We start from the raw sequence: 25,007 nt of genomic DNA on the forward strand, positions 1-25,007 counted from the left end.
CTGTGAGCATGCTGCCCGCCCAGGTCGCCCTGCGGGACGACACCCGCGCCCGACGCGTGTCGGGGCCGCTGCTCACGATCGCCGGTCTCGGGGCCGCGACGATCGCCCTCGCGCTGCGCGACCCGCACCAGCGTGGCTCGTGGGGGCTGTGCCCGAGCCGCGCCCTGGGCTTCGACTGCCCGGGCTGCGGGGGACTGCGCGCGGTCAACGACCTCACCCACGGCCGGTTGCTCGACGCGGCGTCGAGCAACCTCTACCTCGTCGTGGGCCTGCCGGTGGCCGTCTACCTCCTGGGCCGCTGGGTCCTCGACGCGTGGCGCGGCACCGAGCGCGCGGCGTCCCCGCTCACCACGCCCCTGCTCGTGACCGCCGGCGTCGTGCTGGTCGTCTTCACCGTGCTGCGCAACGTGCCGGCGTTCGGGTGGCTGGCCTCCTGACCCCAGCACGTCGACCACCGGGCCGGACGCGCTGACCGGCCGGCCCGTCACCCGTCGGTGTGACGGACCGTGCCACACTGGAAACGCCCCCTGACGTGCAGCTGAAGAGGAATTCCGCGATGTCCGTGCTCGACGAGATCGTCGCGGGCGTGCGTCTCGACCTGGCCCGCCGCGAGGCCGAGACCCCGTTGCTCGACCTGCGCGCCGCCCTCGCCGACGCCCCTGCGCCACGCGACCCCATGCCGCACCTGCGTGCCCCCGGCTCGAGCGTGATCGCCGAGGTCAAGCGGCGCAGCCCGAGCAAGGGGCACCTGGCCGACATCCCCGACCCCGCCTCGCTGGCCGTCGAGTACGCCGCCGGCGGGGCCGCTGCGATCAGCGTGCTCACCGAGGAGCGGCGCTTCGGGGGCAGCCTCGACGACCTGCGCGCGGTGCGCGCGGCCGTCGACGTCCCCCTGCTGCGCAAGGACTTCATCGTCGAGAGCTACCAGCTGGTCGAGGCCCGCGCCGCGGGCGCCGACCTCGCGCTGCTGATCGTGGCCGCCCTCGACGACGACACCCTGCGCCGGCTCCACGACGAGGCCCGCGACCTCGGCCTGACCGTGCTGGTCGAGGTGCACGACGAGCCCGAGACCGAGCGGGCGGTCGCGCTGGGGGCCGAACTGGTCGGCGTCAACGCCCGCAACCTCAAGACCCTCGAGGTCGACCCCGACGCGTTCGGCCGGCTGGCTCCGCTGGTGCCGTCGGACCGGGTGCTGGTCGCCGAGTCCGGCATCAACGACGAGACCGACGTCAAGCGCTACGTGACCGAGGGCGCCCGTGCGGTCCTGGTCGGCGAGGCGTTGGTCAAGGACGGGGCGCCGCGCGACGCGGTCGCCCGGATGACAGGAGTGCTGCAGTGACGACGTACCTCGCCGACGACAAGGGCTGGTTCGGTGCCTTCGGTGGCCGGTTCATGCCCGAGGCGCTCATCGCCGCGCTCGACGAGCTCGACGTCGCCTGGCAGGAGGCCCTGGCCGACCCGACCTTCGGGCTCGAGTTCGACCACCTGCTGCGCACCTACGCCGGCGTCCCGAGCATGCTCTACGAGGCCCACCGGCTCTCCGACCACGCCGGTGCCCGGATCCTCCTCAAGCGCGAGGACCTCAACCACACCGGCGCCCACAAGATCCGCAACGTGCTGGGCCAGGCGCTGCTCACCAAGCGCATGGGCAAGAAGCGGGTCATCGCCGAGACCGGAGCCGGCCAGCACGGGGTCGCCTCGGCCACGGCCGCGGCCTACCTCGGCCTCGACTGCACCGTCTACATGGGCGAGGTCGACACCGAGCGCCAGGCGCTCAACGTCGCCCGGATGCAGCTGCTCGGTGCCGAGGTGGTGCCGGTGACCAGTGGCTCGCGGACCCTCAAGGACGCCATCAACGAGGCGCTGCGCGACTGGGTCGCCAGCGTCGACCACACCGCCTACCTCTTCGGCACCGCCGCCGGGCCGCACCCGTTCCCCAGCCTGGTGCTGTCGTTCGTGCGCGGCATCGGTGACGAGGCCCGCCGCCAGTGCCTCGACCTCGACGGCCGGCTGCCCGACGCGGTCGCCGCGTGCGTCGGCGGCGGGTCCAACGCCATCGGCCTGTTCGCGGGCTTCCTCGACGACCCCGAGGTCGCGATCTACGGCTTCGAGCCCGGCGGTGACGGCGTCGAGACCGGCCGGCACGCCGCGACCATCCACGCCGGTGACGTCGGGGTGCTCCACGGTGCGCGCACCTACGTCCTGCAGGACGAGGACGGCCAGACCGTCGAGTCCCACTCGATCTCGGCCGGGCTCGACTACCCGGGCGTCGGACCGCAGCACGCCCACCTCGCCGCGACCGGTCGCGCCACCTACCGGCCGGTGACCGACAAGGCCGCCATGGAGGCGATGGCCCTGCTGGCCCGCACCGAGGGCATCATCCCTGCGATCGAGACCGCCCACGCGATCGCCGGCGTCGTCGACCTCGCCCGAGAGATCCCGGGTCAGACGATCCTGGTCAACCTGTCGGGACGCGGCGACAAGGACATGGGCACCGCCCTCGAGTACTTCGGTCTCGGCAAGGCCAAGCCCGTCGCCGACCCCCAGGCCGCGACCCCGGAGCAGCAGTGACCATGACCGTCGCCACCCCCGTGTCCGTCGCCTTCGACAAGGCCCGCTCCGAGGGTCGCGCCGCCCTCGTCGGCTACCTCCCGGCCGGCTTCCCCGACCTCGAGGGCAGCATCGACGCCATGCTCGCGATGGTCGAGGCCGGCTGTGACGTCATCGAGATCGGGCTGCCCTACAGCGACCCCGTCATGGACGGCCCGACGATCCAGGCAGCGGTCCAGCAGGCGCTCGAGCTCGGGTTCCGCACCACCGACGTGCTGCGGGCCGTCGAGGCCGTCGCCGCCACCGGCACGCCGACCCTGGTCATGACCAGCTGGAACCCCGTCGAGCGCTACGGCGTCGAGCGGTTCGCGACCGACCTGGCAGGCGCCGGGGGAGCGGGGCTGATCACCCCCGACATCACCCCCGACTTCGCCCCCGAGTGGATCGCGTCGGCCGATGCCCACGACCTCGACAAGGTGTTCCTCGTGGCGCCGTCGTCGACCGACGAGCGCATCGCGATGACCACCGCCGCCTGCCGCGGCTTCGTCTACGCCACCGCGGTGATGGGCGTCACCGGCACCCGCACCGCCACCAGCGAGCTCGCCGCCCCCCTGGTCGAGCGCACCCGTCGCGCCACCGGGCTGCCGGTCGGCGTCGGCCTCGGCATCAGCAACGGAGACCAGGCCGCCGAGGTGGCGTCGTACGCCGACGGGGTGATCGTCGGCTCGGCCTTCGTCCGGGTGCTGCTCGACCACGCCGACGACCGGGAGGCCGGCCTGCGTGCCCTGCGCGACCTGACCGCCGACCTCGCCGACGGGTGCCGCCGTGGGCGCTAGACGTCTCCTCGCCGTCGCCCTGGCGTCGGTGGTGCTGCTGGCCGGGTGCGGGAGCGACGAGCAGAAGCCGTTCTCGGGCCGCGTCCTCGACACCCCCTACACCGTGCCGGCCACGCCGCTGACCGACACCGACGGCCAGCCCTTCTCCCTGGTCGACGACCTCGACAAGCGCCTGACCCTGGTGTTCTTCGGCTACGTCAACTGCGTCGACATCTGCCCGGCGGTGCTCAACCACCTCGCCTCGGCGATGACCCGCCTCGACGACGCCGATCGCAAGCAGGTCGACGTCGTGCTGGTCACCAGCGACCCCCGCACCGACACCCCCGCGTCGCTGCGCACCTACCTCGACCGGTTCGACACCTCCTTCATCGGTCTCGACGGCGACTTCGACACCATCCGTGCGGTCGGTCTCGACCTCGCCGTCGGCATCGACGACCGCGACCCCGGCGGACACACCACCCAGGTCCTCGGGGTCGAGCGCGAGACCCACACCGTCCCGGTCTACTGGGACGCAGACACCAGCCCGGCGCAGTTCGCCGACGACATCCACACCCTTCTCGAGGACTGACGTGAGCCTGAGCCCCCTGAGCATCCCCAGCCCGTCCCAGGGGGTCTGGGACCTCGGGCCCTTGCCGATCCGGGGCTACGCGCTGTGCATCATCGCCGGCATCGTCTTCGCGATCTGGTTCGGCGAACGCCGCTGGGTCGCGCGTGGCGGGCGACCGGGCGAGGTCCAGGACCTCGCGGTCTGGGCGATCCCCTTCGGCGTCGTCGGCGCCCGGCTCTACCACGTGGCCACCGACTGGGAGAAGTACTTCGGCGAGGGCGGCAACCCCTGGCAGGCCCTGTACATCTGGAAGGGCGGCCTCGGCATCTGGGGCGCCGTCGCCCTCGGTGCCTTCGGGGTCTGGCTCTGGACCCGACGCAAGGGCATCCGCATCGCCCCCATGCTCGATGCCCTCGCCCCCGGCGTGATCGTCGCCCAGGCGATGGGGCGGTGGGGCAACTGGTTCAACCAGGAGCTCTACGGCAAGCCCACGACCCTGCCGTGGGGTCTCGAGATCGACCGCGACAACTGGCCCCAGAACTGCGACTACCCCCGGGGCAGCGGCACCTGCCTGCAGGGCTACCCCGACTCCACGCTCTTCCACCCGACGTTCCTCTACGAAGCGATCTGGAACCTCGGCGTCTTCGGGCTGCTGCTGTGGGCCGAGCGCCGCTTCAAGCTCGGCTTCGGTCGGGTCATGGCGCTCTACGTCATGGGCTACACCCTGGGCCGCGGCTGGATCGAGTACCTCCGCATCGACGACGTCCAGCTCGAGAACGTCCTGGGGCTGCGCTTCAACGTGTGGACCTCGATCGTGCTGTTCGTCGCGGCCGCGGCGTACTTCGTGGTCAGCTCGCGCCGCCACCCGGGTCGTGAGGAGTCGGTCTACCGCGAGGGCTTCGGCCCGGACGCCGACGCTGCCGCTGCGGCCGACACCGATGCCGACGGCCGGTCCGACGCCGGGGCCGACGGCGGTTCCGACGCCGAGGCCGACGCCGAGGTGGACGCCGAGGTGGACGCCGGGCCGACGGGCGTCGACCCCCCGCGCTGACGGGTCGCGTCGGGGCCGGCGTCCACGACGTGTCCACGGGACGTTCCTCACCCCAAGGGCGCGAAACATCCTGGTAATCTCAGCATCTCCGCCGCGTGGGCCGACGTCGTCCCTGCGACACCACCACGACAGCAGTTTTCCGCTGTCCACCGACGGGAGAACCCAGTGCCCTACCCGCACGCGTTCCCACCGCCCCAGGGGCTCTACGACCCGGCGGCCGAGCACGACGCCTGCGGTGTCGCGTTCGTCGCCACCCTCACCGGGGTGGCCAGCCACGACATCGTGCAGAAGGCCCTGACAGCGCTGCGCAACCTCGACCACCGCGGCGCCGCCGGCGCCGAGGCCAACTCCGGCGACGGTGCGGGCATCCTGCTGCAGGTCCCCGACGCGTTCCTGCGCGCCGTGACCGCCGACGCCGGCTTCGAGCTGCCCGCCCCCGCGTCGTACGCCGTCGGCACGGCGTTCCTGCCCGGTGACGACGACGACGTGGCCAAGACCCGGTCGCGCATCGAGGAGATCGCCGTCGAGGAGGGCCTCACCGTCCTGGGCTGGCGCGAGGTGCCCGTCGACCCGTCGACCCTCGGCAGCACCGCGCGTGCGGTCATGCCGACCTTCGTGCAGCTGTTCGTGGCCGCCTCCGGCCAGCGGCTGACCGGCATGGCCCTCGAGCGCCTGGCGTTCTGCCTGCGCAAGCGCGCCGAGCGCGAGACCGACGTCTACTTCCCGTCGCTGTCCTCGCGCACCCTGGCCTACAAGGGCATGCTCACCACCGACCAGCTCGACCAGGTCTTCCCCGACCTGCGCGACGAGCGGATGGCCTCGGCGCTGGCCGTGGTGCACTCCCGCTTCTCCACCAACACCTTCCCGAGCTGGCCGCTGTCCCACCCGTTCCGGTTCATCGCCCACAACGGCGAGATCAACACCGTCATGGGCAACCGCAACTGGATGCGGGCGCGCGAGGCGCTGCTCGCCTCCGACGTGATCCCCGGCGACCTCGACCGGCTGTTCCCGATCTGCACCCCCGGTGCGTCCGACTCCGCGTCCTTCGACGAGGTGCTCGAGCTGCTCCACATGGGTGGCCGCTCGCTGCCGCACTCGGTGCTGATGATGATCCCGGAGGCCTGGGAGAACCACACCGAGATGGACGCCAAGCGGCGCGAGTTCTACTCGTTCCACTCCGCGCTCATGGAGCCCTGGGACGGTCCGGCCTGCGTGGTGTTCACCGACGGCTCCCAGATCGGCGCGGTCCTCGACCGCAACGGCCTGCGGCCCTCGCGCTACTGGGTCACCGACGACGGGCTCGTGGTGCTGGCCTCCGAGGTCGGCGTGCTCGACCTCGACCCGGCCACGATCGTGCGCAAGGGCCGGCTGCAGCCGGGCCGGATGTTCCTCGTCGACACCGACGATCACCGCATCATCGAGGACGAGGAGGTCAAGGCCGAGCTCGCCGCCGAGCACCCCTACGGCGAGTGGCTGCACGCAGGCCTCATCCACCTCGACGACATCCCCGAGCGCGAGCACATCGTGCACACCCACGCCTCGGTCACCCGGCGCCAGCAGATCTTCGGCTACACCGAGGAGGAGCTGCGGGTCCTGCTGACCCCCATGGCCAGTACCGGTGGTGAGGCCCTGGGGTCGATGGGCACCGACACCCCCATCGCGGCGCTCAGCGACAAGCCGCGCCTGCTGTTCGACTACTTCACCCAGCTGTTCGCGCAGGTCACCAACCCGCCGCTCGACGCGATCCGCGAGGAGCTCGTCACCTCGCTCAACGGCACCATCGGGCCCGAGTCCAACCTGCTCGAGCCGACCCCGGCCTCGTGCCGCCAGGTCGTGCTGCCGTTCCCGGTCATCTCCAACGACGACCTGGCCAAGATCCGCCACATCAACCGTGACGGCGACATGCCGGGCTTCATCACGCACGTGGCCCGCGGCCTCTACGAGGTCGCCGGCGGTGGCGCCGCCATGGCGGCGCGCCTGGAGGAGATCTGCGCCGAGGTCAGCCAGGCCATCGCCGACGGGGCGCGCATCATCGTGCTCTCCGACCGGCACGCCGACGCCGACCTCGCGCCGATCCCGTCGCTGCTGCTCACCGGCGCCGTCCACCACCACCTGGTCCGCGAGAAGACCCGCACCCAGGTCGGCCTGCTCGTCGAGGCCGGAGACGTCCGCGAGGTGCACCACGTCGCCCTGCTGGTCGGCTACGGCGCCGCGGCCGTCAACCCCTACCTGGCGATGGAGTCCGTCGAGGACCTCGCCCGCGAGGGCTACTACGTCAAGGTCGAGCCCGAGAAGGCCGTGGCCAACCTGATCAAGGGCCTCGGCAAGGGCGTGCTGAAGGTGATGTCCAAGATGGGCGTCTCCACCGTGGCGTCCTACACCGGCGCGCAGATCTTCGAGGCCATCGGGCTGTCGCAGGAGGTCATCGACCCCTACTTCACCGGCACCACCTCCAAGCTCGGCGGCATCGGTCTCGACACGATCGCCGAGGAGGTCGCCCGGCGCCACGCCACGGCGTACCCCCGCGGCGGCGTGCTGCCCACCCACCGTGAGCTCGAGATCGGCGGCGAGTACCAGTGGCGCCGCGACGGCGAGCCCCACCTGTTCAACCCCGAGACGGTCTTCCGCCTGCAGCACTCGACGCGCACCCAGCGCTACGACGTCTTCAAGCAGTACACCCAGGCCGTCGACGAGCAGGCGACACAGCTGATGACCCTGCGCGGGCTGTTCCGCTTCAAGGGCGCCCACGTGACCGGTCGCGACCCGGTCCCGATCGAGGAGGTCGAGCCGGTCTCCGAGATCGTCAAGCGTTTCTCGACCGGGGCGATGTCGTACGGCTCGATCTCGCAGGAGGCCCACGAGACCCTGGCGATCGCGATGAACCGGCTCGGCGCCAAGTCCAACACCGGCGAGGGCGGCGAGGACGCGGAGCGGCTCTACGACCCCGAGCGCCGCAGCTCGATCAAGCAGGTCGCGTCCGGCCGGTTCGGGGTGACGTCGGAGTACCTCACCAACGCCGACGACATCCAGATCAAGATGGCCCAGGGCGCCAAGCCCGGTGAGGGTGGCCAGCTGCCGGGCAACAAGGTCTATCCGTGGGTGGCCAAGACCCGCTACTCCACGCCCGGCGTCGGGCTGATCAGCCCGCCGCCCCACCACGACATCTACTCCATCGAGGACCTCGCCCAGCTCATCCACGACCTCAAGAACGCCAACCCGCAGGCGCGGGTGCACGTCAAGCTGGTCAGCGAGATGGGCGTCGGCACGGTCGCGACCGGGGTGTCGAAGGCGCACGCCGACGTGGTGCTCATCTCCGGGCACGACGGCGGCACGGGCGCGTCGCCGCTGACGTCGCTCAAGCACGCCGGCGGCCCCTGGGAGCTCGGTCTGGCCGAGACCCAGCAGACGTTGCTGCTCAACGGCCTGCGCGACCGGATCGTGGTCCAGGCCGACGGACAGCTCAAGACCGGGCGCGACGTCGTGATCGCCGCGCTGCTCGGCGCCGAGGAGTACGGCTTCGCCACCGCGCCCCTGGTCGTCTCGGGCTGCATCATGATGCGGGTCTGCCACCTCGACACCTGCCCCGTCGGCGTCGCGACCCAGAACCCCGTGCTGCGCGAGCGCTTCTCGGGCAAGGCCGAGTACGTCGTCACCTTCTTCGAGTACATCGCCCAGGAGGTCCGCGAGCTGCTCGCCGAGCTCGGGTTCCGCAGCCTCGAGGAGGCGATCGGCGAGGTCTCGGCGCTCGACGTGGCCGACGCGGTCAACCACTGGAAGGCCGCCGGTCTCGACCTGAGCCCGATCCTGCACGAGGTCGACACCAGCCACTTCCCCGACCAGGCCCGACGCTGCACCGGCAGCCAGGACCACGGTCTGGAGCGGTCGCTCGACGTGACCGAGCTGGTCCCGTTGGCCGAGCCGGCCCTCGAGCGCGGCGAGCCCGTGCGCGCCCAGGTCGCCGTCCGCAACGTCAACCGCACCGTCGGCACGATCCTGGGCCACGAGGTCACCAAGCGCTACGGCGGCGAGGGCCTGCCCGAGGGCACCATCGACCTCACCTTCACCGGCTCCGCGGGCCAGTCCTTCGGCGCCTTCCTGCCGCGAGGCATCACCCTGCGCCTCGAGGGCGACGCCAACGACTACGTCGGCAAGGGCCTGTCGGGCGGCCGGATCGTGGTGCGCCCCGACCGGGCGGCCACCTTCCACAGCCACGAGCAGATCATCGCCGGCAACACGATCGCCTACGGCGCGACCTCCGGCAAGATCTTCCTGCGCGGCGGGGTGGGGGAGCGGTTCGCCGTCCGCAACTCCGGCGCCTGGCTGGTGACCGAGGGCGTCGGTGACCACGGCTGCGAGTACATGACCGGTGGCCGGGTGGCCGTCCTGGGCAAGACCGGACGCAACTTCGCAGCCGGCATGTCCGGCGGCATCGCCTGGGTGCTCGACCTCAAGCACTTCCGGGTCAACACCGAGCTCGTCGAGCTCGGTCCGGTCCTCGGTGAGGCCGCCCGCGAGCTCGAGTCGCTGGTGCGCGAGCACCACGAGGAGACCGGCTCGCTGGTCGCCGAGGAGCTCCTGGCCGACTGGGAGACCGCCCTGACCCGGTTCACCGAGGTGATGCCGCGCGACTACCGGGTCGTGCTCGAGGCCAAGGCCAAGGCCGAGGCCGACGGTCTCGACGAAGACGAGATCGCCCACGCGATGATGGAGGCGCTGCATGGCTGACCCGAAGGGCTTTCTGAAGGAAGGCCGCAAGGTGGCCGAGCGCCGCCCCGTGGAGGAGCGCATCCACGACTGGAACGAGGTCTACCCGGGCTCGGCCGGTCGGGCGCTGCTGCCGATCATCACCCAGCAAGCCGGGCGCTGCATGGACTGCGGCATCCCGTTCTGCCACCAGGGCTGCCCGCTGGGCAACATCATCCCCGAGTGGAACGACCTGGTCTGGCGCGGTGACTGGGAGGGCGCGATCGAGCGCCTCCACGCCACCAACAACTTCCCGGAGTTCACCGGGCGGCTGTGCCCCGCGCCGTGCGAGACCGCCTGCGTCCTGGGCATCAACCAGGACCCGGTGACGATCAAGAACGTCGAGGTCTCGATCATCGACAAGGCCTGGGAGTCCGGCCTCGTGCGCCCGCAGGCGCCCGAGTGGCTCTCGGGCCGCACGGTCGCCGTCGTCGGCTCGGGCCCGGCGGGCCTGGCCGCCGCCCAGCAGCTGACCCGGGCCGGGCACACCGTCGCGGTCTACGAGCGCGCCGACAAGGTCGGCGGGCTGCTGCGCTACGGCATCCCCGAGTTCAAGATGGAGAAGCAGCACCTCGACCGGCGCCTGGCGCAGATGAAGCGCGAGGGCACCGTCTTCCGCACCGGTGTCGAGGTGGGCTCCGCCGAGTCCGGCCTGTCCGGCGAGCAGCTGCGCGAGCGCTACGACGCCGTGGTCCTGGCCATGGGCGCCACCGAGGCCCGTGACCTGCAGATCGCCGGGCGCGAGCTCGGCGGCATCCACCAGGCCATGGAGTTCCTGCCCCAGGCCAACCGGGCCGCCCTCGGCGAGCCGCCGACGCTCGACGGCTCCGAGCAGATCCTGGCGACCGGCAAGCACGTGGTGATCATCGGTGGCGGCGACACCGGGGCCGACTGCCTCGGCACCTCCACCCGCCACGGCGCCGCCTCGATCACGCAGCTCGAGATCATGCCGGAGCCGCCGACCTCGCGCCCTGCCGGACAGCCGTGGCCGACGTACCCGATGACGTTCCGGGTCTCCTCGGCCCACGAGGAGGCCGGCGAGCGGGTCTACGCGGTGTCGACCAAGGAGTTCCTCGGCGACGAGCACGGCAACGTCCGGGCCCTGCGCCTGGTCGACGTGGTCTTCGAGGGCGGCAGGCTCGCCGAGGTCGAGGGCACCGAGCGCGAGATCCCGGCCGAGCTGGTGCTCTTCGCGATGGGCTTCGTGGGCCCGGAGCGGACCGGCCTGATCGAGCAGCTGGGCGTCGACCTCGACGAGCGCGGCAACGTCGCGCGCGACAAGGGCTACCAGACCTCCGTGCCCGGCGTCTTCTCCGCCGGCGACGTCGGTCGCGGTCAGTCGCTGATCGTCTGGGCGATCGCCGAGGGGCGCGCCGCGGCCGCGGCGGTCGACCAGTACCTCACCGGCTCGACCACGCTGCCCAGCCCCATCCCGCCGACCGCCCGCCCCCTCGTCGTCTGACCCGTCGACCCGTCGCGTCCACGCGACGGGTCGACGGGCCCTCTGGCCGACCCGTCGCGTCTACGCGACGGGTCGGCGTGCTGAGGGCTCGGCGGACGGGGTTTGAACGATCCAAGTTCGCGCTAGGGTGGTGGGGTGCGAAGAGCAAAGATCGTGTGCACCCTGGGTCCGGCCACCAGCTCGGAGCGTCGCATCCGCGAGCTGGTCTACGCGGGGATGGACGTGGCCCGGCTCAACATGAGCCACGGCAGCCACGCCGTGCACGCCGAGACCTACCGGCTGGTGCGCGAGGCGGCCGACGCGTCGGGCCACGGGGTCGGCATCTTCGCCGACCTGCAGGGTCCCAAGATCCGTCTGGCGACCTTCGCCGAGGGCCACGCGATCCTCAACCGTGGCCAGCGCTGGACCATCACGACGCGCGACGTGCCCGGCGACGGTGTCGTCGCCGGCACGACGTACGCCGGCCTGCCCGGTGACGTGAGGCCGGGCGACCCGATCCTGATCGACGACGGCAAGGTGCGCCTGCGCGTGGTGTCGGCCACCGACACCGACGTCGAGACCGAGGTGCTGGTCGGTGGCCCGGTGAGCAACCACAAGGGCATCAACCTGCCCGGGGTCGCGGTGTCGGTGCCGGCGCTGTCCGAGAAGGACGTCGCCGACCTCCGGTTCGCGCTGGGCCTGGGTGTCGACTTCATCGCGCTGAGCTTCGTGCGCGACGCCAAGGACGTCGAGGACGTCCGCGCCATCATGCGCGAGGAGGGCCAGATGCTGCCCGTCATCGCCAAGATCGAGAAGCCGCAGGCCATCGACAACCTCGACGAGGTCATCGAGGCCTTCGACGGCTTCATGGTCGCGCGCGGCGACCTCGCGGTGGAGTGCCCGCTCGAGGACGTGCCGTTCCTGCAGAAGGAGATCGTGCGCAAGGCGCGGCTCAACGCCAAGCCGGTCATCGTCGCGACGCAGATGCTGGAGTCGATGATCACCAGTGCCTCGCCGACCCGCGCCGAGGCCAGCGACGTCGCCAACGCCGTCCTCGACGGGGCCGACGCCGTCATGCTCTCCGGCGAGACCAGCGTCGGCGACCACCCGATCCACACCGTCGAGACGATGGCGCGCATCATCTCCTCCACCGAGGAGCACGCGCTCAACGGCCCCGCCTCGGGTCGCTTCACCTCCATCGAGTGGGACCCCCACACCGGTGGCGGCGTGATCGCCAAGGCGGCCGAGGAGGTCGCGGCCCGCGTCGGCGCCAAGTACGTCGTCGCGTTCACCCAGAGCGGCGACTCCGCGCGCCGTCTCGCGCGGCTGCGCAGCGCCATCCCGGTCCTGGCCTTCACCCCCGAGAACCGCGTGCGCTCGCAGCTGTCGTTGAGCTGGGGGGTCGAGACCTTCCGGACCAACGCGGTCGACCACACCGACGAGATGGTCCGCCAGGTCGACGAGCAGCTGCTCGCGATCGGTCGCGTCCAGGAGGGGGACCTCGTCGTCATCGTGGCCGGCAGCCCGCCCGGCATCCCCGGCTCGACCAACGCGCTGCGCATCCACCGGATGGGCGACGCGATCAACGAGGTCGCGCCCGCCTACCGTCGCGATCGCTGACCGCCGTCGGGGCGCTCACGGCACCCAGTCGAGCGTCCCGTCGTAGTCGGCCACGGTGCAGATCTCGCCGGGCGGCTTCACCAGCACCGGTTGGGCGTAGACGCGCACGCCGGCGTCGGTCGTCAGTCGCACCCCGACCAGGTGCCCCGGCGTGGCCGGGTCGTGCAGCCGTACGGCGACCAGCACGGCCTGCTGGCCGTCGTCCGGCCCCAGCGTGAGGCCAGGCAGGGCGCGTCGGTCCTCCCACCTGGCCAGCGAGTCGGCCAGCCCGGCCGTCTTCAGCGGCGGGTAGTCCAGCACGATGCCCTGGACGCCGGCCCGGCCGGTGAATTGCACGACCGCGCGCTCGACGACGTCGAGGTTGACGGCCTCCTCGAGCGTGGCGTCGTCGAGGGTGAGTCCGGCCCGGGCGGTGAGCGACCCCGAGTGCAGGATCACCTCGCCCTGGGGGTCGGAGACGACGCACTGGGCGCGGTGGCGCGGCGTGGGGGAGTCGGTCGGCTCCTCGCTCGAGCACCCCGTCAGCAGCAGGCAGGCCAGGGCCACGGACCAGGTGGGCGGCAGGGTGCGGGCACGCACCCGACGAGGATAGGTGACCCGGGTGCGGATCCGCACCGGTGTGGCGATCGCCGACGACGGGCCGGCGTGTCCATGGTCGAAGGACCACCGACGATCCGGTACCGGGTGCGGGAATCGAACCCGCACGCCCAGAGGGCAACGCATTTTGAGTGCGCCGTGTCTACCGTTCCACCAACCCGGCCAGGGGAGGAACACTAACGGATCGTCCGCACCGCCTGACGCCGTGCCGGATCGCGTGGTCATCCCGGTGCGACGGGTGACCACCGGCACACCGCGTCCACATGCTGCTGGTGATCCCACCTGTGGGAGGGGGCGCAGGCACTAGATTGCCCGGGTGACTGACGCTGCAGCCCCCTCCAGCCCGTCCCGCACGGTCGTCATCGCCGAGGACGAGACCCTCATTCGCATGGACCTCGCCGAGATGCTCACCGAGGAGGGCTACGACGTCGTCGGCCAGGCCGGTGACGGCGCGAAGGCCATCGAGCTGGCGACCGAGCTGCGTCCCGACCTGGTCATCCTCGACGTGAAGATGCCCGTGCTCGACGGCATCGCGGCCGCCGAGGCCATCGCCAGCAAGCGGATCGCCCCGGTCGTCATCCTCACCGCCTTCAGCCAGCGCGACCTGGTGGAGCGGGCTCGCGACGCGGGCGCGATGGCCTACCTGGTCAAGCCGTTCACGCAGTCCGACCTGGTGCCGGCCATCGAGATGGCCCTGTCGCGCTTCGCCGAGCTCGCCCAGCTCGAGGCGGAGGTCTCCGACCTGCAGGACCGCTTGGAGACCCGCAAGGCGGTCGACCGGGCCAAGGGCATCCTGCAGCAGCAGCTCCAGATCTCCGAGCCCGAGGCGTTCCGTTGGATCCAGAAGACCGCGATGGACCTGCGGCTGTCGATGCGGCAGGTCGCCGACGGCGTCGTCGAGCACGGGGTGCCGCCCAGCCCGTCCTCCTGACCGCGGTCGCCGACGCCACGGAAAGATCACGAATTGGACACAGGGTCCGCGTGCACCCCCGAAGGCCTCCCCACCGACTAGGTTGAGCGAGGTCGTCGGCAGGGGCCGGCGGCCCTGACAATCCGGAGGCTCCATGAAACCCCTCAACAAGAACGCGCGGCTCGGGATCGTCGCCATCGCGAGCACGCTCGTGCTCGCTGCGTGCGGTAGCAACAGCGACGACAACCAGGCCGAATCGTCGGCGACTCCTCAGCCCAGCACCTCGGATTCGGCCTCGACCTCCGCGCCTGCGGAGACGGGTCGTCAGCTGTACTTCGTCGACGGCAACACCGCCAACTACACCGACGACTTCGACCCCGGCACCCTTGAGGGCGTCAAGGCGACCTACCCCGGTGCCGAGCTGGGCGACGACTTCAAGCAGCGTCTGCTGAGCGTCAACAAGAAGCTCAAGGACTTCACCTACGGTCCGGAGTCCTACGACGCGACGATCGTCGCGGCCCTGGCCGCGATCGCCGCCGACAACGACTCGGGCACCGCGGTCGGCAGCAAGATGCAGGAGGTGACCGCCGGCGGTGAGAAGTGCACCGAGTTCAAGGCGTGCGCCGACCTGCTGGCCGCCGGCACCGACATCGACTACGACGGTGTCTCCGGGCCCATCGACCTCAACTCGACCGGAAGCCCGTCGGCCGCGACGATCGGCATCTTCCAGTACGGCGCGGACAACAACTACTCGCCGCTGGACTACATCACCGGTCAGATCCCCGACTCCACCGACGTCAAGCCCGACCAGAAGATCCAGGGCGCGCCCGCGAAGGGCGACGGTGTCTTCACCGTCGGCACCCTGCTGCCCGCCAGTGGCGACCTCGCCTTCCTCGGCCCCCCGGAGTTCGCGGGTGTCGACCTGGCGGTCAAGGACATCAACGCGGCCGGCGGCGTGCTCGGCAAGGACGTCGTGCAGTCCAAGGCCGACTCCGGCGACGGCACCCCCAACATCGCACCCGGCGAGGTCGACAAGCTGCTCGCCGCCAAGTCCGACGTCATCATCGGTGCCGCGTCTTCCTCGGTGTCGCTGTCGGTGATCGACAAGATCACCCAGGCCGGCGTCGCGCAGATCTCGCCGGCCAACACCTCGACGGCCTTCGACACCTACGCCGACAGCGGCCTGTACTTCCGCACCGCCCCCTCCGACGTCCTCCAGGGCCAGGTCATGGCCTCCACGGTCATCGGTGACGGCAAGCAGAACATCGCGATCCTGGCCCGCCAGGACTCCTACGGCGAGGCGCTGGCCGACAACGTCAAGAAGTTCTACGAGGAGGCCGGCGGCACCGTGGTGTCGTTCCAGCTGTACTCGCCCGAGGCGGCCAACTACAACGCCGAGGTCCAGGCCATCGCGGCCGAGGACCCCGACGCGATCGTCCTGATCGCCTTCGACGAGACCAAGAAGATCGTCCCGGCGCTCATCCAGGCCGGCCTCGGTCAGGGCTCCTGATCCCCGGGTGACTCAGGGTGGCTCCCCGAACCACTCTGAGTCACCCTGCGTCACCCTGCGTCACCCTGCTCACCCTGCGTCACCCTGAGTCACCGCAACACCAGCACGGCACGAGGCCCCGGGTGCATCCCAGCACTCGGGGCCTCGTCGTGTCCTGGCGGTGTCAGCGGCGGCGGATCAGCCCTTGGCGAGCGTGCCGAGGTAGAGCTCGATCACCTTGGGGTCGGCGGCGAGCTCGCGACCACTGGCGGTGTAGGCGTTGCGGCCCTGGTCGAGCACGTAGCCACGGTCGCAGATCTGCAGGCAGCGGGCGGCGTTCTGCTCGACCATGACGACGCTGACCCCGGCCTTGTTGATCTCGCGCGTCTGCACGAACACCTCGTCCTGCAGGGCGGGGGAGAGCCCGGCCGACGGCTCGTCGAGGAGCAGGACCGACGGCTCCATCATCAGCGCGCGGCCCATCGCGACCATCTGTCGCTCGCCGCCGGACAACGATCCCGCACGCTGGCCGCGGCGGGTCCCGAGGGCGGGGAAGATCGAGGTCACGAAGTCGAAGCGGGACGAGAACTTCGAGGGCGCCTGGTAGCAGCCCATCTGGAGGTTCTCGCCGATCGTCAGGCTCGGGAACACGTTGTTGGACTGCGGCACGAAGCCGATGCCCTTGGTCACCAGGGTGTCGGCGCGCTCGTTGGTGATCTCCTCGCCGCGCAGCACCACGGAGCCGGTGTGCACCTTGACCAGGCCGAAGAGCGCCTTGAGCAGGGTCGACTTGCCGGCGCCGTTGGGGCCGATGATGCCGACCAGCTCGCCGGGCTGGCAGTAGAGGTCGGCCCCGTTGAGGATGTTGACCCCGGGCAGGTAGCCGGCGATCAGGTTGTCGGCGCGCAGCACGGCGCCGTCGGCCGCGGCCAGGTGCTTCTCGCGGGCCCGGGCGGCACGCTCGGCGACCGCGTCGTCGACGGGGGCGACCGCCTCGTTCTCGAGGTCGTCGAGCTCGGTGGCGGGTCGTTCGGGCTGGTCGCTCACGCGGAGTCTCCTCGGTTGGACAGCGTCTCGGCCTCGGCCTCGGCAGCCAGGGCGTCGAGGTCAAGCTCGGTGATGTCGGTGTCGTGGTGGGCGCCGAGGTAGGCGTCGATGACCCGTTGGTCGCCCATCACGGACTCGGGGGGCCCCTCGGCGATCACCTGGCCCTGGGCCATCACGATGACCCAGTCGGAGATGTCGCGGACCATGTCCATGTCGTGCTCGACGAACAGCACCGACATGCCCGACTCGCGCAGCGACTTCACGTGCCCCAGCAGCGACTGCTTCAGCGCCGGGTTGACGCCGGCCATCGGCTCGTCGAGCATCACGAGCTCGGGGCCGACCATCAGCGAGCGAGCCATCTCCAGGAGCTTGCGCTGACCACCGGACAGGGAGCCGGCGAGGTCGTCGGCCTTGGCGTCGAGCTTGAAGCGCTTGAGCAGCTCCATGGCCCGCTCGGTGACCTCCCTCTCCTGGTCGGCCCACAAGAAGCGCAGGGGGGCGGCCCAGATCTGCTCGCCACGCTGGCCGGTGGCGCCGAGCCGCATGTTCTCCATGACGGTGAGCTTGGACAGCACCTTGGTGAGCTGGAAGGTGCGGACCATCCCCAGGCGCGCCACCTTGCTGGCCGAGACGCGCTTGAGCGACCGGCCGTTGAAGGAGCGGTCGCCGGAGTCCGCCGCGTCGAACCCGGTCAGCAGGTTGAAGAACGTCGTCTTGCCGGCGCCGTTGGGGCCGATGAGCGCGGTGATCACGCCGCGCTGCACCTCGACGTGGTCGACGTCGACCGCCTTCAGCCCGCCGAACTGGCGGGTGATGCCGTGGGCGACCAGGATCGGGTCGGGCTTGGCCACGCCGGGCTCCGCGGCAAGGCCGACCAGCCCGGCGCGTCCGGTCGTGGCGTTGGTGTCGGTCGTGCTGTCGTCAGCGGGCATCGATCGCGATCTCCTTCTTGTCCCCGAAGATTCCTTGTGGGCGGTAGATCATCAACAGCATGAGCGCGATGCCGACCGCGGCGAAGCGCAGGTTGCCGATCCTGGTGTTGTCGAGCAGGCTGTCGGGCATCCACGACAGGTCGGAGAGCTCGCCGAGCAGCACCGCGAGCAGCGAGAGCAGCGCCCAGAAGGCGACCGCGCCGACGACCGGCGCGAGCACCCGGCCCGCGCCGCCGAGGATGAGCATCGTGAACGCGATGAAGGTGAAGTCGGTGGTGAACGTGTCGGGCTGCACCGAGGCCAGCCCGAGAGCGCCGACGAAACCGCCGATGGCACCGATCATGCCGCCGAGGATCAGGGCCTGGAGCTTGTAGGAGTAGACGTTCTTGCCCAGCGAGCGGACCGCGTCCTCGTCCTCGCGGATCGACTTCAGCACGCGGCCCCAGGGGCTGCGCACCAGCAGGTAGGTGAGCAGCGACAGCAGGACCACCATGGTCCACCCGACCGTCATGACCCACAGGTCGCCAGGGCTGAAGGTCAGGAAGTTGCCGTCCATGCTCCTGTAGGGGCTCCAGGACCGGAAGGTCTCGGTGAAGCCGCTGACGCCGTCGCGCGCGTGGAAGTAGTCCTTGTAGGAGGTCGTCACCACCAGCCGCAGGATCTCGGCGACCGCGATCGTGACGATTGCCAGGTAGTCCGCGCGCAGACGCAGCGTCGGGATGCCCATGATCAGCGACAGGATCACCGCCCCCAGCAGGCCCAGGAGCAGCGCGGGGATGAACGGCACGTCGAAGGAGACGATGCTGACGGCCAGCGCGTAGCCGCCGACGGCGGCGAACGCTGCCTGGCCGAAGTTGAGCAGGCCCGTGTAGCCGAAGTGGATGTTGAGGCCCATCGCGGCGAGCACGTAGGAGATGGCGATGGGCGACAGGCCGTCGTGGAACGGGATGGAGATGAAGTCAGGCATGAGCTGTCCTTTCGCCTCAGCCGATCCGTTCCCGGCGGCCCAGCAGGCCTTGGGGGCGGACAAGAAGGATCACGATGAGCAGGAGAAGGGCCCCGGCGTTCTTGAGGTCGGCGTTGATGAACAGCGTGGACAGGTCGATGAGGACCCCGATCAGCAGCGAGCCGAGGACCGCGCCCCAGATCGAGCCCAGCCCGCCGACGCAGATCGCGGCGAACAGCAGCAGCAGGACGAGCTGGCCGATCTGGTAGGTCACGCCGAGCTGGAAGCCGAGGAACACGCCGGCCAGCGCGGCCAGGCCGGTGCCGACGATCCACACGACCGAGATGACCCGGTCGACGTTGATGCCGGTGGACGCCGCCAGGGCGGGGTTGTCGGCGACGGCTCGCGTCGCCCGGCCGATGCGCGTGTAGGACAGGCCCAGGATCACGACCACGAGCACCACGATGCAGGTCCCCGCGACCACGATGTCGCGCGTGGTGTAGGTGAACAGGCCGTGGAAGTCCTTGCCGACGGGCGTGTAGAACTCGTCGTAGGTCTGGAAGCGCGAGCCGGTCACGTAGGCGTACATGTTGCGCAGGAAGAACTGCAGACCGATCGACACGATCATCGCGGCGATCAGCCCGATGCCCCGGTCGCGCAGCGGGCGCCAGAGCCGGGAGTCGAGCAGCCAGCCGAACAGCATCCCGAGCACCACCGCGAGGGGTGCGGCGACCAGGAACGGCAGGTTGATGTCGTTGTCGGTGAACGGCAGCGGGATGCCGCTGCTGAGGTAGAACGCCAGGATCGCGCCGAGGCTGATCAGCTCGCCGTGGGCGAAGTTGGTGAGCCCGGTCGTGCCGAAGATCATGTTGAGGCCCAGCGCGGCCAGCGCGAGCACCAGCCCGAAGAGCAGACCGCTGTAGATCAGGTCGGGGACCCGGTCCCACTTGGTCTCGAGCTTGCGGTTGTCGGGACCGATCGGGAACGCCGTGTTGATCGTCGACAGCGACCCCGTGATGACGTTGGTCGTCTTGTCGGTGCGCAGCTCGACGCCCTCGGGGAGCGTGTCGGGGTCGATGGTCACCCGCACCGGGCCCAGCCCGCTGGTGAAGGGGATCTCGAAGTTGCCCGCCTCGTCGGTGGCGCCCACGAACTCTTTGCCGTCGCAGTTGGTGACGGTGATCTTGACGTCGGGCACCGGCGTGTCGTCGGCGGCGGAGTTCTTCAGGGTGCCCTTGACGGTCTTGTCGATGGCGGTGCCCTGGCAGCCGGCCGCAGGAGCCGCACCGGGGGCGGCGCTGCTGGAGGTGGCGCCGCCGAGCAGCAGGAGCGTGACGAGGGACAGCAGGACGGTCACCGCGGTGCCGAGCCGGCGGCCGCGCCGGGCTCGCCCTGGGGACGTACGAGTGCGGATGTGCATGGAGCTCCTGTCACCGGTGCGTTGGTCTCGGCCGATATCGGGGCCCGTGGATCGCGGCAGCATATCCGTGTCGCGAGCGCCGGAACCGGACCTCGGCCGTGGGCACGATACGCCTCTCGGGCCCCGCAACGGCGGACTCGCGAGTAACGAGGCGGCCACAGTGCGATCTCGCGGCCCGGTGGGGCCCCGCGGAGTCACCGCAGTGACGCGACCACCGCGACGAGCGCCGGGGCGACCAGCAGCGCCGGCAGCAGGTCGGCCACCGCGACCTCCTTGATCCGCAGCAGCCGCAGGCCGACACCCACCAGCAGCAGGCCACCGGTCGCGGTGATGGCGGCGAGGTGGGCCGCGGGCAGCACGTCGCCCAGGACCAGCCCCAGCACGGTCAGCGAGCCCTGCACGACGACGACGGTCAGCGCGCTGGCCGCCACGCCCCACCCGAACGAGGCCGCGAAGGCGATCGCGGCGAAACCGTCGAGGGTGGCCTTGAGGAACAGCTGATCCGCGCCGTTGCCCAGGCCGTCGTTGAGCGAGCCGAGGATGGTCAGCGGCCCGGTGCAGAAGATCAGCGACGAGACGACGAAGCCCTCGATGAAGCGGCGTCGCTCCGCGGAGTCCTGTGCGCCGGCCAGTCGGCGCTGCAGCCAGGCGCCGACCCCCTCGACGCGGTCCTCGAGACGCAGCAGGGACCCGGTGATCCCCCCGAGGAGCACCGCACCCAGGACGATCAGCAGGGGCGCGCTGTCGCCGACCTCGTCGGCGAGCGCGGGGTCGAGCACGGCGGTCGCCGAGGTGGCGGCGATGAGGAGCGTGACCAGGCCCAGGCCGTCGGTGACCAGGTCGCGGGTCCGCTCGGGCAGACGGTCGCCCAGGAGCCTGCCGAGCACGGCCCCGACCAGGACGGTGGCGACGTTGACGGCGGTGCCGATGCCGGGGAACACGAAACTCGGGGCCTCCTCTGTCGGGGCGAGCGCCCTGAGCGTAATGTTCGTCGGCGACGCGGGGGCCGGTGGGCGGCTCCCTGCAGGAGCAGGAGGTTGCCGGTGACCCGGTCGCTCGTCACGCTACGTGCTGCCGAGCGCGGTGACGCGCCCTTCCTCGCCGACCTCTGGTCCGACGCGCTGCGCCGGGTCGACTTCCCCGAGCAGGTCGCCGACCTCGAGCGCATCATCGAGGCCGCCGCCGCCTCACCCCACCAGCGCCTCGTCGTGGCCGACTACGACGGGCAGCCCGCCGGTGCGGTGCTGCTGAAGGTCACCACCGTCACCTCGCTCAACCTCGAGCCGGCGCTCCAGGTCCTGTCGCCCCACGTCGCCCCCGCCTTCCGGCGCCACGGCATCGGCCGGATGCTGATGGAGTGCGCGGCGACGTTCGCGGAGGAGTCCGGCGTGCCGCAGGTCTGCACCGCGGTGGCCGCCGGCTCGCGCGACGGCAACCGCTTCATGGCACGGCTCGCGCTGGGGCCGCTGGCGACCTATCGGGTCGCGCCCGTCACCGCCGTCCGGGCCCGGCTCGCGGCCCAGCGCCCGACGGCGCTGGTCGCCACGCCGACCGGCAGCGGTCGGCAGCTGAGCAAGGTGCTCGCGGCGCGCCGGTCGATGCGTCGCGCCCAGCCGTCCACGCCCCCCAGCAGCTGACCCGGGCCCCGGCGCCACCGCCGGGGGCCGGTCCTACATCCCGACGTTCTCCTTCGGGATCAGCGCACAGGTGATCCGGGCGGTGCACACCCGCTTGCCCCGCTCGTCGGTGATGACGATCTCCCAGCACGCGCTCGACCGGCCCAGGTGCACCGGCGTGGCCACGCCGGTCACGACTCCCGAGGTGGCCGAGCGGTGGTGGGTCGCGTTGATGTCGACGCCCACCGCGACCTTGCCCATCGGGTGGGCGTGGATCGCCGAGCCCACCGAGCCGAGGCTCTCGGCCAGCACCACGGAGGCGCCGCCGTGCAGCAGCCCGTAGGGCTGCTGGTTGCCCTCGACCGGCATGGTGGCGGTGATCCGCTCGGCGGTCACCTCGCCCAGCACCACGCCCATCTTGTCGTTGAGCGTGCCCATCGGCATCGCGGCCAGGACCTCGGCGACATTCTGGTTCTCGTCGTTCATGAGCACCATCCTGCCGGGCGCCCGACTGTCCGTGCGCCCGGCTAGGGTCGGCCCGTGACTGAGGCACCCACCGACCGCCCGCGGCTGCTCCTGCTCGACGGCCACTCGCTGGCCTACCGGGCCTTCTTCGCCCTGCCCGTGGAGAACTTCTCCACGACCACCGGGCAGCACACCAACGCGGTCTTCGGCTTCACCTCGATGCTCATCAACATGCTGCGCGACGAGAAGCCGACCCACATCGCGGTCGCCTTCGACGTCTCGCGCCAGACCTTCCGCATGGACGAGTACGCCGACTACAAGGCCAAGCGCAACAAGAGCCCCGACGAGTTCTCCGGTCAGCTGGCGCTGATCGAGGAGGTCCTCGACGCGCTGCGCATCCCCTACCTGAAGAAGCCGGGCTTCGAGGCCGACGACATCATCGCCACCCTCACCACCCAGGCGCTCGCGGCCGGCATGGAGGTGCTGATCCTCTCCGGCGATCGCGACGCCTTCCAGCTGGTCACCGAGCGCTCGACGCTGCTCTACCCCATGCGCGGCGTGTCCGAGATGGCCCGGCACACCCCGGCCACCGTCGAGGCCAAGTACGGCGTGGCGCCCGACCGCTACCCCGAGCTCGCCGCGCTGGTGGGCGAGGACTCCGACAACCTGCCGGGCATCCCCGGCGTCGGCCCCAAGACCGCCGCCAAGTGGATCGCCCAGTACGACGGCCTCGACAACCTCATCACCCACGCCGACGAGATCAAGGGCAAGGCCGGTGACAGCCTGCGGGCCCACCTCGGCGACGTGATCCGCAACCGGCGCCTCAACGCCCTGGTCCGCGACCTCGACCTCGAGCTGCACCCCTCCGACATGGTCCGCCAGGCCTGGGACCGCCAGGAGGTGCACACGCTCTTCGACGGCCTCGAGTTCCGGGTGCTGCGCAACCGGCTGTTCGAGGAGGTCGGGTCGGTCGAGGTGCTCGAGGAGGGCGGCTTCGAGCTGCAGGGCGCAGCGCTCGAGCCCGGGGCGGTCGGGGCGTGGCTCGCCGAGCTCGGCAGCGAGCGCACCGGTCTCCACGTCCGCGGCACCTGGGGCAGCGGCACCGGCCAGGTCGAGGGCCTGGGCCTGGCCACCGCGACCGGCCGCTCGGCCTACGTCGACACCACGACGCTGACCCCCGACGACGACGCGGCCCTCGGCGCGTGGCTGGCCGACCCCGCCAAGCCCAAGGTGTTCCACGACGCCAAGGGCCCCGAGCTCGCGCTGGCCGCCCACGGCTGGACGCTGGCCGGGGTCGTCTCCGACACCGCGCTGGCCGCCTACCTGGTGCGTCCCGACCAGCGCTCCTACGACCTCGCCGACCTGACGGTGCGCTACCTCAAGCGCGAGCTCAAGCAGGAGCAGGCCGAGGACGACCAGGGTCTGCTCTTCGACGCCGGTGTCGACCTCGCGGGTCCGGCGATGCTGCACGCCCGGGCGGTCCTCGACCTCGCCGAGGCGCTCGACGTCGAGCTCGAGGAGCGGGGTGGCGCGCCGCTGCTGGCCGGGGTCGAGCTGCCGCTCGTGCACCTGCTGGCCCGCATGGAGCGAAGCGGCATCGCCGTCGACGTCGACTACCTCGAGGCGCTGCAGAGCGAGTTCGACACCGAGGTACGCCGCGCCGCCGAGTCGGCGTACGACACGATCGGCCGCGAGATCAACCTCGGCTCGCCCAAGCAGCTCCAGGCGGTGCTCTTCGACGAGCTCGAGATGCCCAAGACCAAGAAGACCAAGACCGGCTACACGACCGACGCCGACGCGCTCCAGGCCCTCTACGTCAAGACCGAGCACCCCTTCCTGGCCCACCTGCTGCGCCACCGCGACGTCATCCGGCTGCGCCAGACCATCGACGGGCTGCTCAAGACCGTCGCGCCCGACGGACGCATCCACACCACGTTCAACCAGACCATCGCGGCGACCGGTCGACTCTCCAGCACCGAGCCCAACCTGCAGAACATCCCGATCCGCACCGAGGAGGGCCGCCGCATCCGCGAGGGCTTCGTCGTGGGGGAGGGGATGGAGTCGCTGATGACGGCCGACTACAGCCAGATCGAGATGCGCATCATGGCGCACCTGTCCGAGGACGCGCTGCTCATCGAGGCCTTCCGGTCCGGCAGCGACTTCCACTCGATCACCGCGTCGCGGGTCTTCGACACCCCGGCCGACCAGGTCACGATCGAGCAGCGCGCCAAGATCAAGGCGATGAACTACGGCCTGGCCTACGGCCTGTCGGCCTTCGGGCTCAGCCAGCAGCTCGGCATCGAGCCGAGCGAGGCACGCGGGTTGATGGACGACTACTTCGAGACCTTCGGCGGCATCCGCGACTACCTGCAGAGCGTCGTGGTCCAGGCGCGCAAGGACGACTACACCGAGACCATCATGGGACGGCGCCGCTACCTGCCCGACCTCAACAGCGACAACCGGCAGCGCCGCGAGATGGCCGAGCGGATGGCGCTCAACGCGCCGATCCAGGGCTCGGCCGCCGACCTCATCAAGGTGGCGATGCTGCGCACCCAGGAGGCCCTCGACGCCGGTGCGCTGCGGTCGCGGATGCTGCTCCAGGTCCACGACGAGCTCGTCTTCGAGGTCGCCCCCGGCGAGGCCGAGGCCCTCGAGCAGCTGGTCCGCGAGCAGATGGCCGGCGCGGCCGACCTCACCGTGCCGCTCGACGTCTCCGTCGGCACCGGCCGCAGCTGGCACGACGCCGCACACTGACGCGAGACCCAGGAGCGAAGCGACTGGGTGCTCGCGTCGATGG

20 protein-coding genes and 1 tRNA gene are annotated in these 25,007 nt (G+C 71.0%); 13 read left to right on the forward strand and 8 right to left on the reverse strand.

Annotation, left to right across the window (positions count from 1 at the left end):
* The first annotated feature begins 8 nt into the window (after positions 1–8).
* The 9 genes from FZC61_RS13590 (at position 9) to pyk (ending at position 12,788) form a co-directional block, all read left to right on the forward strand.
* Complete coding sequence (locus FZC61_RS13590) at positions 9–437, forward strand: DUF2752 domain-containing protein (protein ID WP_148614902.1); 429 nt, start codon at positions 9–11, stop codon at positions 435–437.
* Between the two features lie 119 nt (positions 438–556).
* Positions 557–1,339 carry an indole-3-glycerol phosphate synthase TrpC gene (gene trpC / locus FZC61_RS13595; protein WP_148614720.1) on the forward strand — a complete coding sequence of 261 codons (783 nt, stop codon included), beginning with the start codon at positions 557–559 and terminating at the stop codon, positions 1,337–1,339.
* A complete protein-coding gene (trpB, locus tag FZC61_RS13600; RefSeq protein ID WP_148614721.1) occupies positions 1,336–2,571 on the forward strand; it encodes a tryptophan synthase subunit beta in 1,236 nt (411 codons plus the stop codon). Before trpC ends, trpB begins: the two co-directional genes overlap by 4 nt.
* A 2-nt stretch (positions 2,572–2,573) precedes the next feature.
* The gene (trpA, locus tag FZC61_RS13605; protein ID WP_148614722.1) at positions 2,574–3,386 is read left to right on the forward strand and encodes a tryptophan synthase subunit alpha; all 813 of its coding nucleotides are present in this window, start codon (positions 2,574–2,576) and stop codon (positions 3,384–3,386) included.
* Entirely contained in the window at positions 3,376–3,954 is a 579-nt protein-coding gene (locus tag FZC61_RS13610) for an SCO family protein (RefSeq protein WP_148614723.1), read from the forward strand. Before trpA ends, FZC61_RS13610 begins: the two co-directional genes overlap by 11 nt.
* Before the next feature lies 1 nt (position 3,955).
* A complete protein-coding gene (lgt, locus tag FZC61_RS13615; protein WP_342780326.1) occupies positions 3,956–4,984 on the forward strand; it encodes a prolipoprotein diacylglyceryl transferase in 1,029 nt (342 codons plus the stop codon).
* 165 nt (positions 4,985–5,149) lie between these two features.
* Positions 5,150–9,709 (forward strand): glutamate synthase large subunit, encoded by a 4,560-nt coding sequence (gene gltB, locus FZC61_RS13620; RefSeq protein ID WP_148614724.1) that lies wholly within the window; start codon positions 5,150–5,152, stop codon positions 9,707–9,709.
* Positions 9,702–11,189: a glutamate synthase subunit beta gene (locus FZC61_RS13625; protein ID WP_148614725.1), complete on the forward strand. Its 1,488-nt coding sequence runs from the start codon at positions 9,702–9,704 to the stop codon at positions 11,187–11,189. Before gltB ends, FZC61_RS13625 begins: the two co-directional genes overlap by 8 nt.
* Positions 11,190–11,324: 135 nt before the next feature.
* On the forward strand, positions 11,325–12,788 hold the full coding sequence (gene pyk, locus FZC61_RS13630) for a pyruvate kinase (protein WP_148614726.1): 1,464 nt from the start codon (positions 11,325–11,327) through the stop codon (positions 12,786–12,788).
* A gap of 15 nt (positions 12,789–12,803) precedes the next feature.
* On the opposite strand, the gene FZC61_RS13635 is transcribed toward pyk, so the two are convergent.
* A complete protein-coding gene (locus FZC61_RS13635; RefSeq protein WP_148614727.1) occupies positions 12,804–13,367 on the reverse strand; it encodes a hypothetical protein in 564 nt (187 codons plus the stop codon).
* Between the two features lie 99 nt (positions 13,368–13,466).
* Positions 13,467–13,548: transfer RNA gene (locus FZC61_RS13640), tRNA-Leu, on the reverse strand.
* A 153-nt stretch (positions 13,549–13,701) separates the two neighbouring features.
* Between FZC61_RS13640 and FZC61_RS13645 the strand changes: the two genes are divergently transcribed.
* Together FZC61_RS13645 and FZC61_RS23710 are read left to right on the forward strand one after the other, a co-directional pair.
* Complete coding sequence (locus FZC61_RS13645; RefSeq protein WP_211357250.1) at positions 13,702–14,316, forward strand: ANTAR domain-containing response regulator; 615 nt, start codon at positions 13,702–13,704, stop codon at positions 14,314–14,316.
* 133 nt (positions 14,317–14,449) lie between these two features.
* Entirely contained in the window at positions 14,450–15,805 is a 1,356-nt protein-coding gene (locus tag FZC61_RS23710) for an ABC transporter substrate-binding protein (protein ID WP_246142687.1), read from the forward strand.
* 177 nt (positions 15,806–15,982) lie between these two features.
* Here the strand turns inward: FZC61_RS23710 and FZC61_RS13655 are convergent, their stop codons facing one another.
* From FZC61_RS13655 to FZC61_RS13675, 5 genes are all read right to left on the reverse strand, one after another.
* Positions 15,983–16,831 carry an ABC transporter ATP-binding protein gene (locus FZC61_RS13655; protein ID WP_148614728.1) on the reverse strand — a complete coding sequence of 283 codons (849 nt, stop codon included), beginning with the start codon at positions 16,829–16,831 and terminating at the stop codon, positions 15,983–15,985.
* Positions 16,828–17,763, reverse strand: a complete 936-nt coding sequence (locus tag FZC61_RS13660; protein WP_148614729.1) for an ABC transporter ATP-binding protein — start codon at positions 17,761–17,763, stop codon at positions 16,828–16,830. Before FZC61_RS13660 ends, FZC61_RS13655 begins: the two co-directional genes overlap by 4 nt.
* On the reverse strand, positions 17,753–18,730 hold the full coding sequence (locus FZC61_RS13665) for a branched-chain amino acid ABC transporter permease (protein ID WP_148614730.1): 978 nt from the start codon (positions 18,728–18,730) through the stop codon (positions 17,753–17,755). The genes FZC61_RS13660 and FZC61_RS13665 overlap by 11 nt, the downstream gene beginning before the upstream one ends.
* A 16-nt stretch (positions 18,731–18,746) precedes the next feature.
* Positions 18,747–20,129, reverse strand: coding sequence for a branched-chain amino acid ABC transporter permease (locus FZC61_RS13670; protein ID WP_170286108.1), 1,383 nt, complete (start codon positions 20,127–20,129; stop codon positions 18,747–18,749).
* A 194-nt stretch (positions 20,130–20,323) separates the two neighbouring features.
* Positions 20,324–21,070, reverse strand: coding sequence for a DUF554 domain-containing protein (locus FZC61_RS13675; protein WP_148614732.1), 747 nt, complete (start codon positions 21,068–21,070; stop codon positions 20,324–20,326).
* A 102-nt stretch (positions 21,071–21,172) separates the two neighbouring features.
* On the opposite strand from FZC61_RS13675, the gene FZC61_RS13680 reads away from it, so the two are divergent.
* Positions 21,173–21,766: a GNAT family N-acetyltransferase gene (locus tag FZC61_RS13680; protein ID WP_148614733.1), complete on the forward strand. Its 594-nt coding sequence runs from the start codon at positions 21,173–21,175 to the stop codon at positions 21,764–21,766.
* A gap of 33 nt (positions 21,767–21,799) precedes the next feature.
* Here the strand turns inward: FZC61_RS13680 and FZC61_RS13685 are convergent, their stop codons facing one another.
* A complete protein-coding gene (locus tag FZC61_RS13685; RefSeq protein WP_148614734.1) occupies positions 21,800–22,231 on the reverse strand; it encodes a hotdog fold thioesterase in 432 nt (143 codons plus the stop codon).
* A gap of 54 nt (positions 22,232–22,285) precedes the next feature.
* Here FZC61_RS13685 and polA point away from each other — a divergent pair, with 54 nt between their 5' ends.
* The gene (gene polA / locus FZC61_RS13690; RefSeq protein ID WP_148614735.1) at positions 22,286–24,964 is read left to right on the forward strand and encodes a DNA polymerase I; all 2,679 of its coding nucleotides are present in this window, start codon (positions 22,286–22,288) and stop codon (positions 24,962–24,964) included.
* The last annotated feature ends 43 nt before the right edge of the window (positions 24,965–25,007 follow it).

Source organism: Nocardioides rubriscoriae (assembly GCF_008087085.1).
Taxonomy (GTDB): Bacteria; Actinomycetota; Actinomycetes; order Propionibacteriales; family Nocardioidaceae; genus Nocardioides; species Nocardioides rubriscoriae.

Excerpts from the sequence above, each read along its gene's own strand:
- FZC61_RS13590 (WP_148614902.1), top strand. The coding sequence starts at position 9 with ATGCTGCCCGCCCAGGTCGCCCTGCGGGACGACACCCGCGCCCGACGC.
- trpC (WP_148614720.1), top strand. The coding sequence starts at position 557 with ATGTCCGTGCTCGACGAGATCGTCGCGGGCGTGCGTCTCGACCTGGCC.
- trpA (WP_148614722.1), top strand. The coding sequence starts at position 2,574 with ATGACCGTCGCCACCCCCGTGTCCGTCGCCTTCGACAAGGCCCGCTCC.
- FZC61_RS13625 (WP_148614725.1), top strand. The coding sequence starts at position 9,702 with ATGGCTGACCCGAAGGGCTTTCTGAAGGAAGGCCGCAAGGTGGCCGAG.
- FZC61_RS23710 (WP_246142687.1), top strand. The coding sequence starts at position 14,450 with ATGAAACCCCTCAACAAGAACGCGCGGCTCGGGATCGTCGCCATCGCG.
- FZC61_RS13660 (WP_148614729.1), bottom strand. The coding sequence starts at position 17,763 with ATGCCCGCTGACGACAGCACGACCGACACCAACGCCACGACCGGACGC.
- FZC61_RS13665 (WP_148614730.1), bottom strand. The coding sequence starts at position 18,730 with ATGCCTGACTTCATCTCCATCCCGTTCCACGACGGCCTGTCGCCCATC.
- FZC61_RS13670 (WP_170286108.1), bottom strand. The coding sequence starts at position 20,129 with ATGCACATCCGCACTCGTACGTCCCCAGGGCGAGCCCGGCGCGGCCGC.
- FZC61_RS13685 (WP_148614734.1), bottom strand. The coding sequence starts at position 22,231 with ATGAACGACGAGAACCAGAATGTCGCCGAGGTCCTGGCCGCGATGCCG.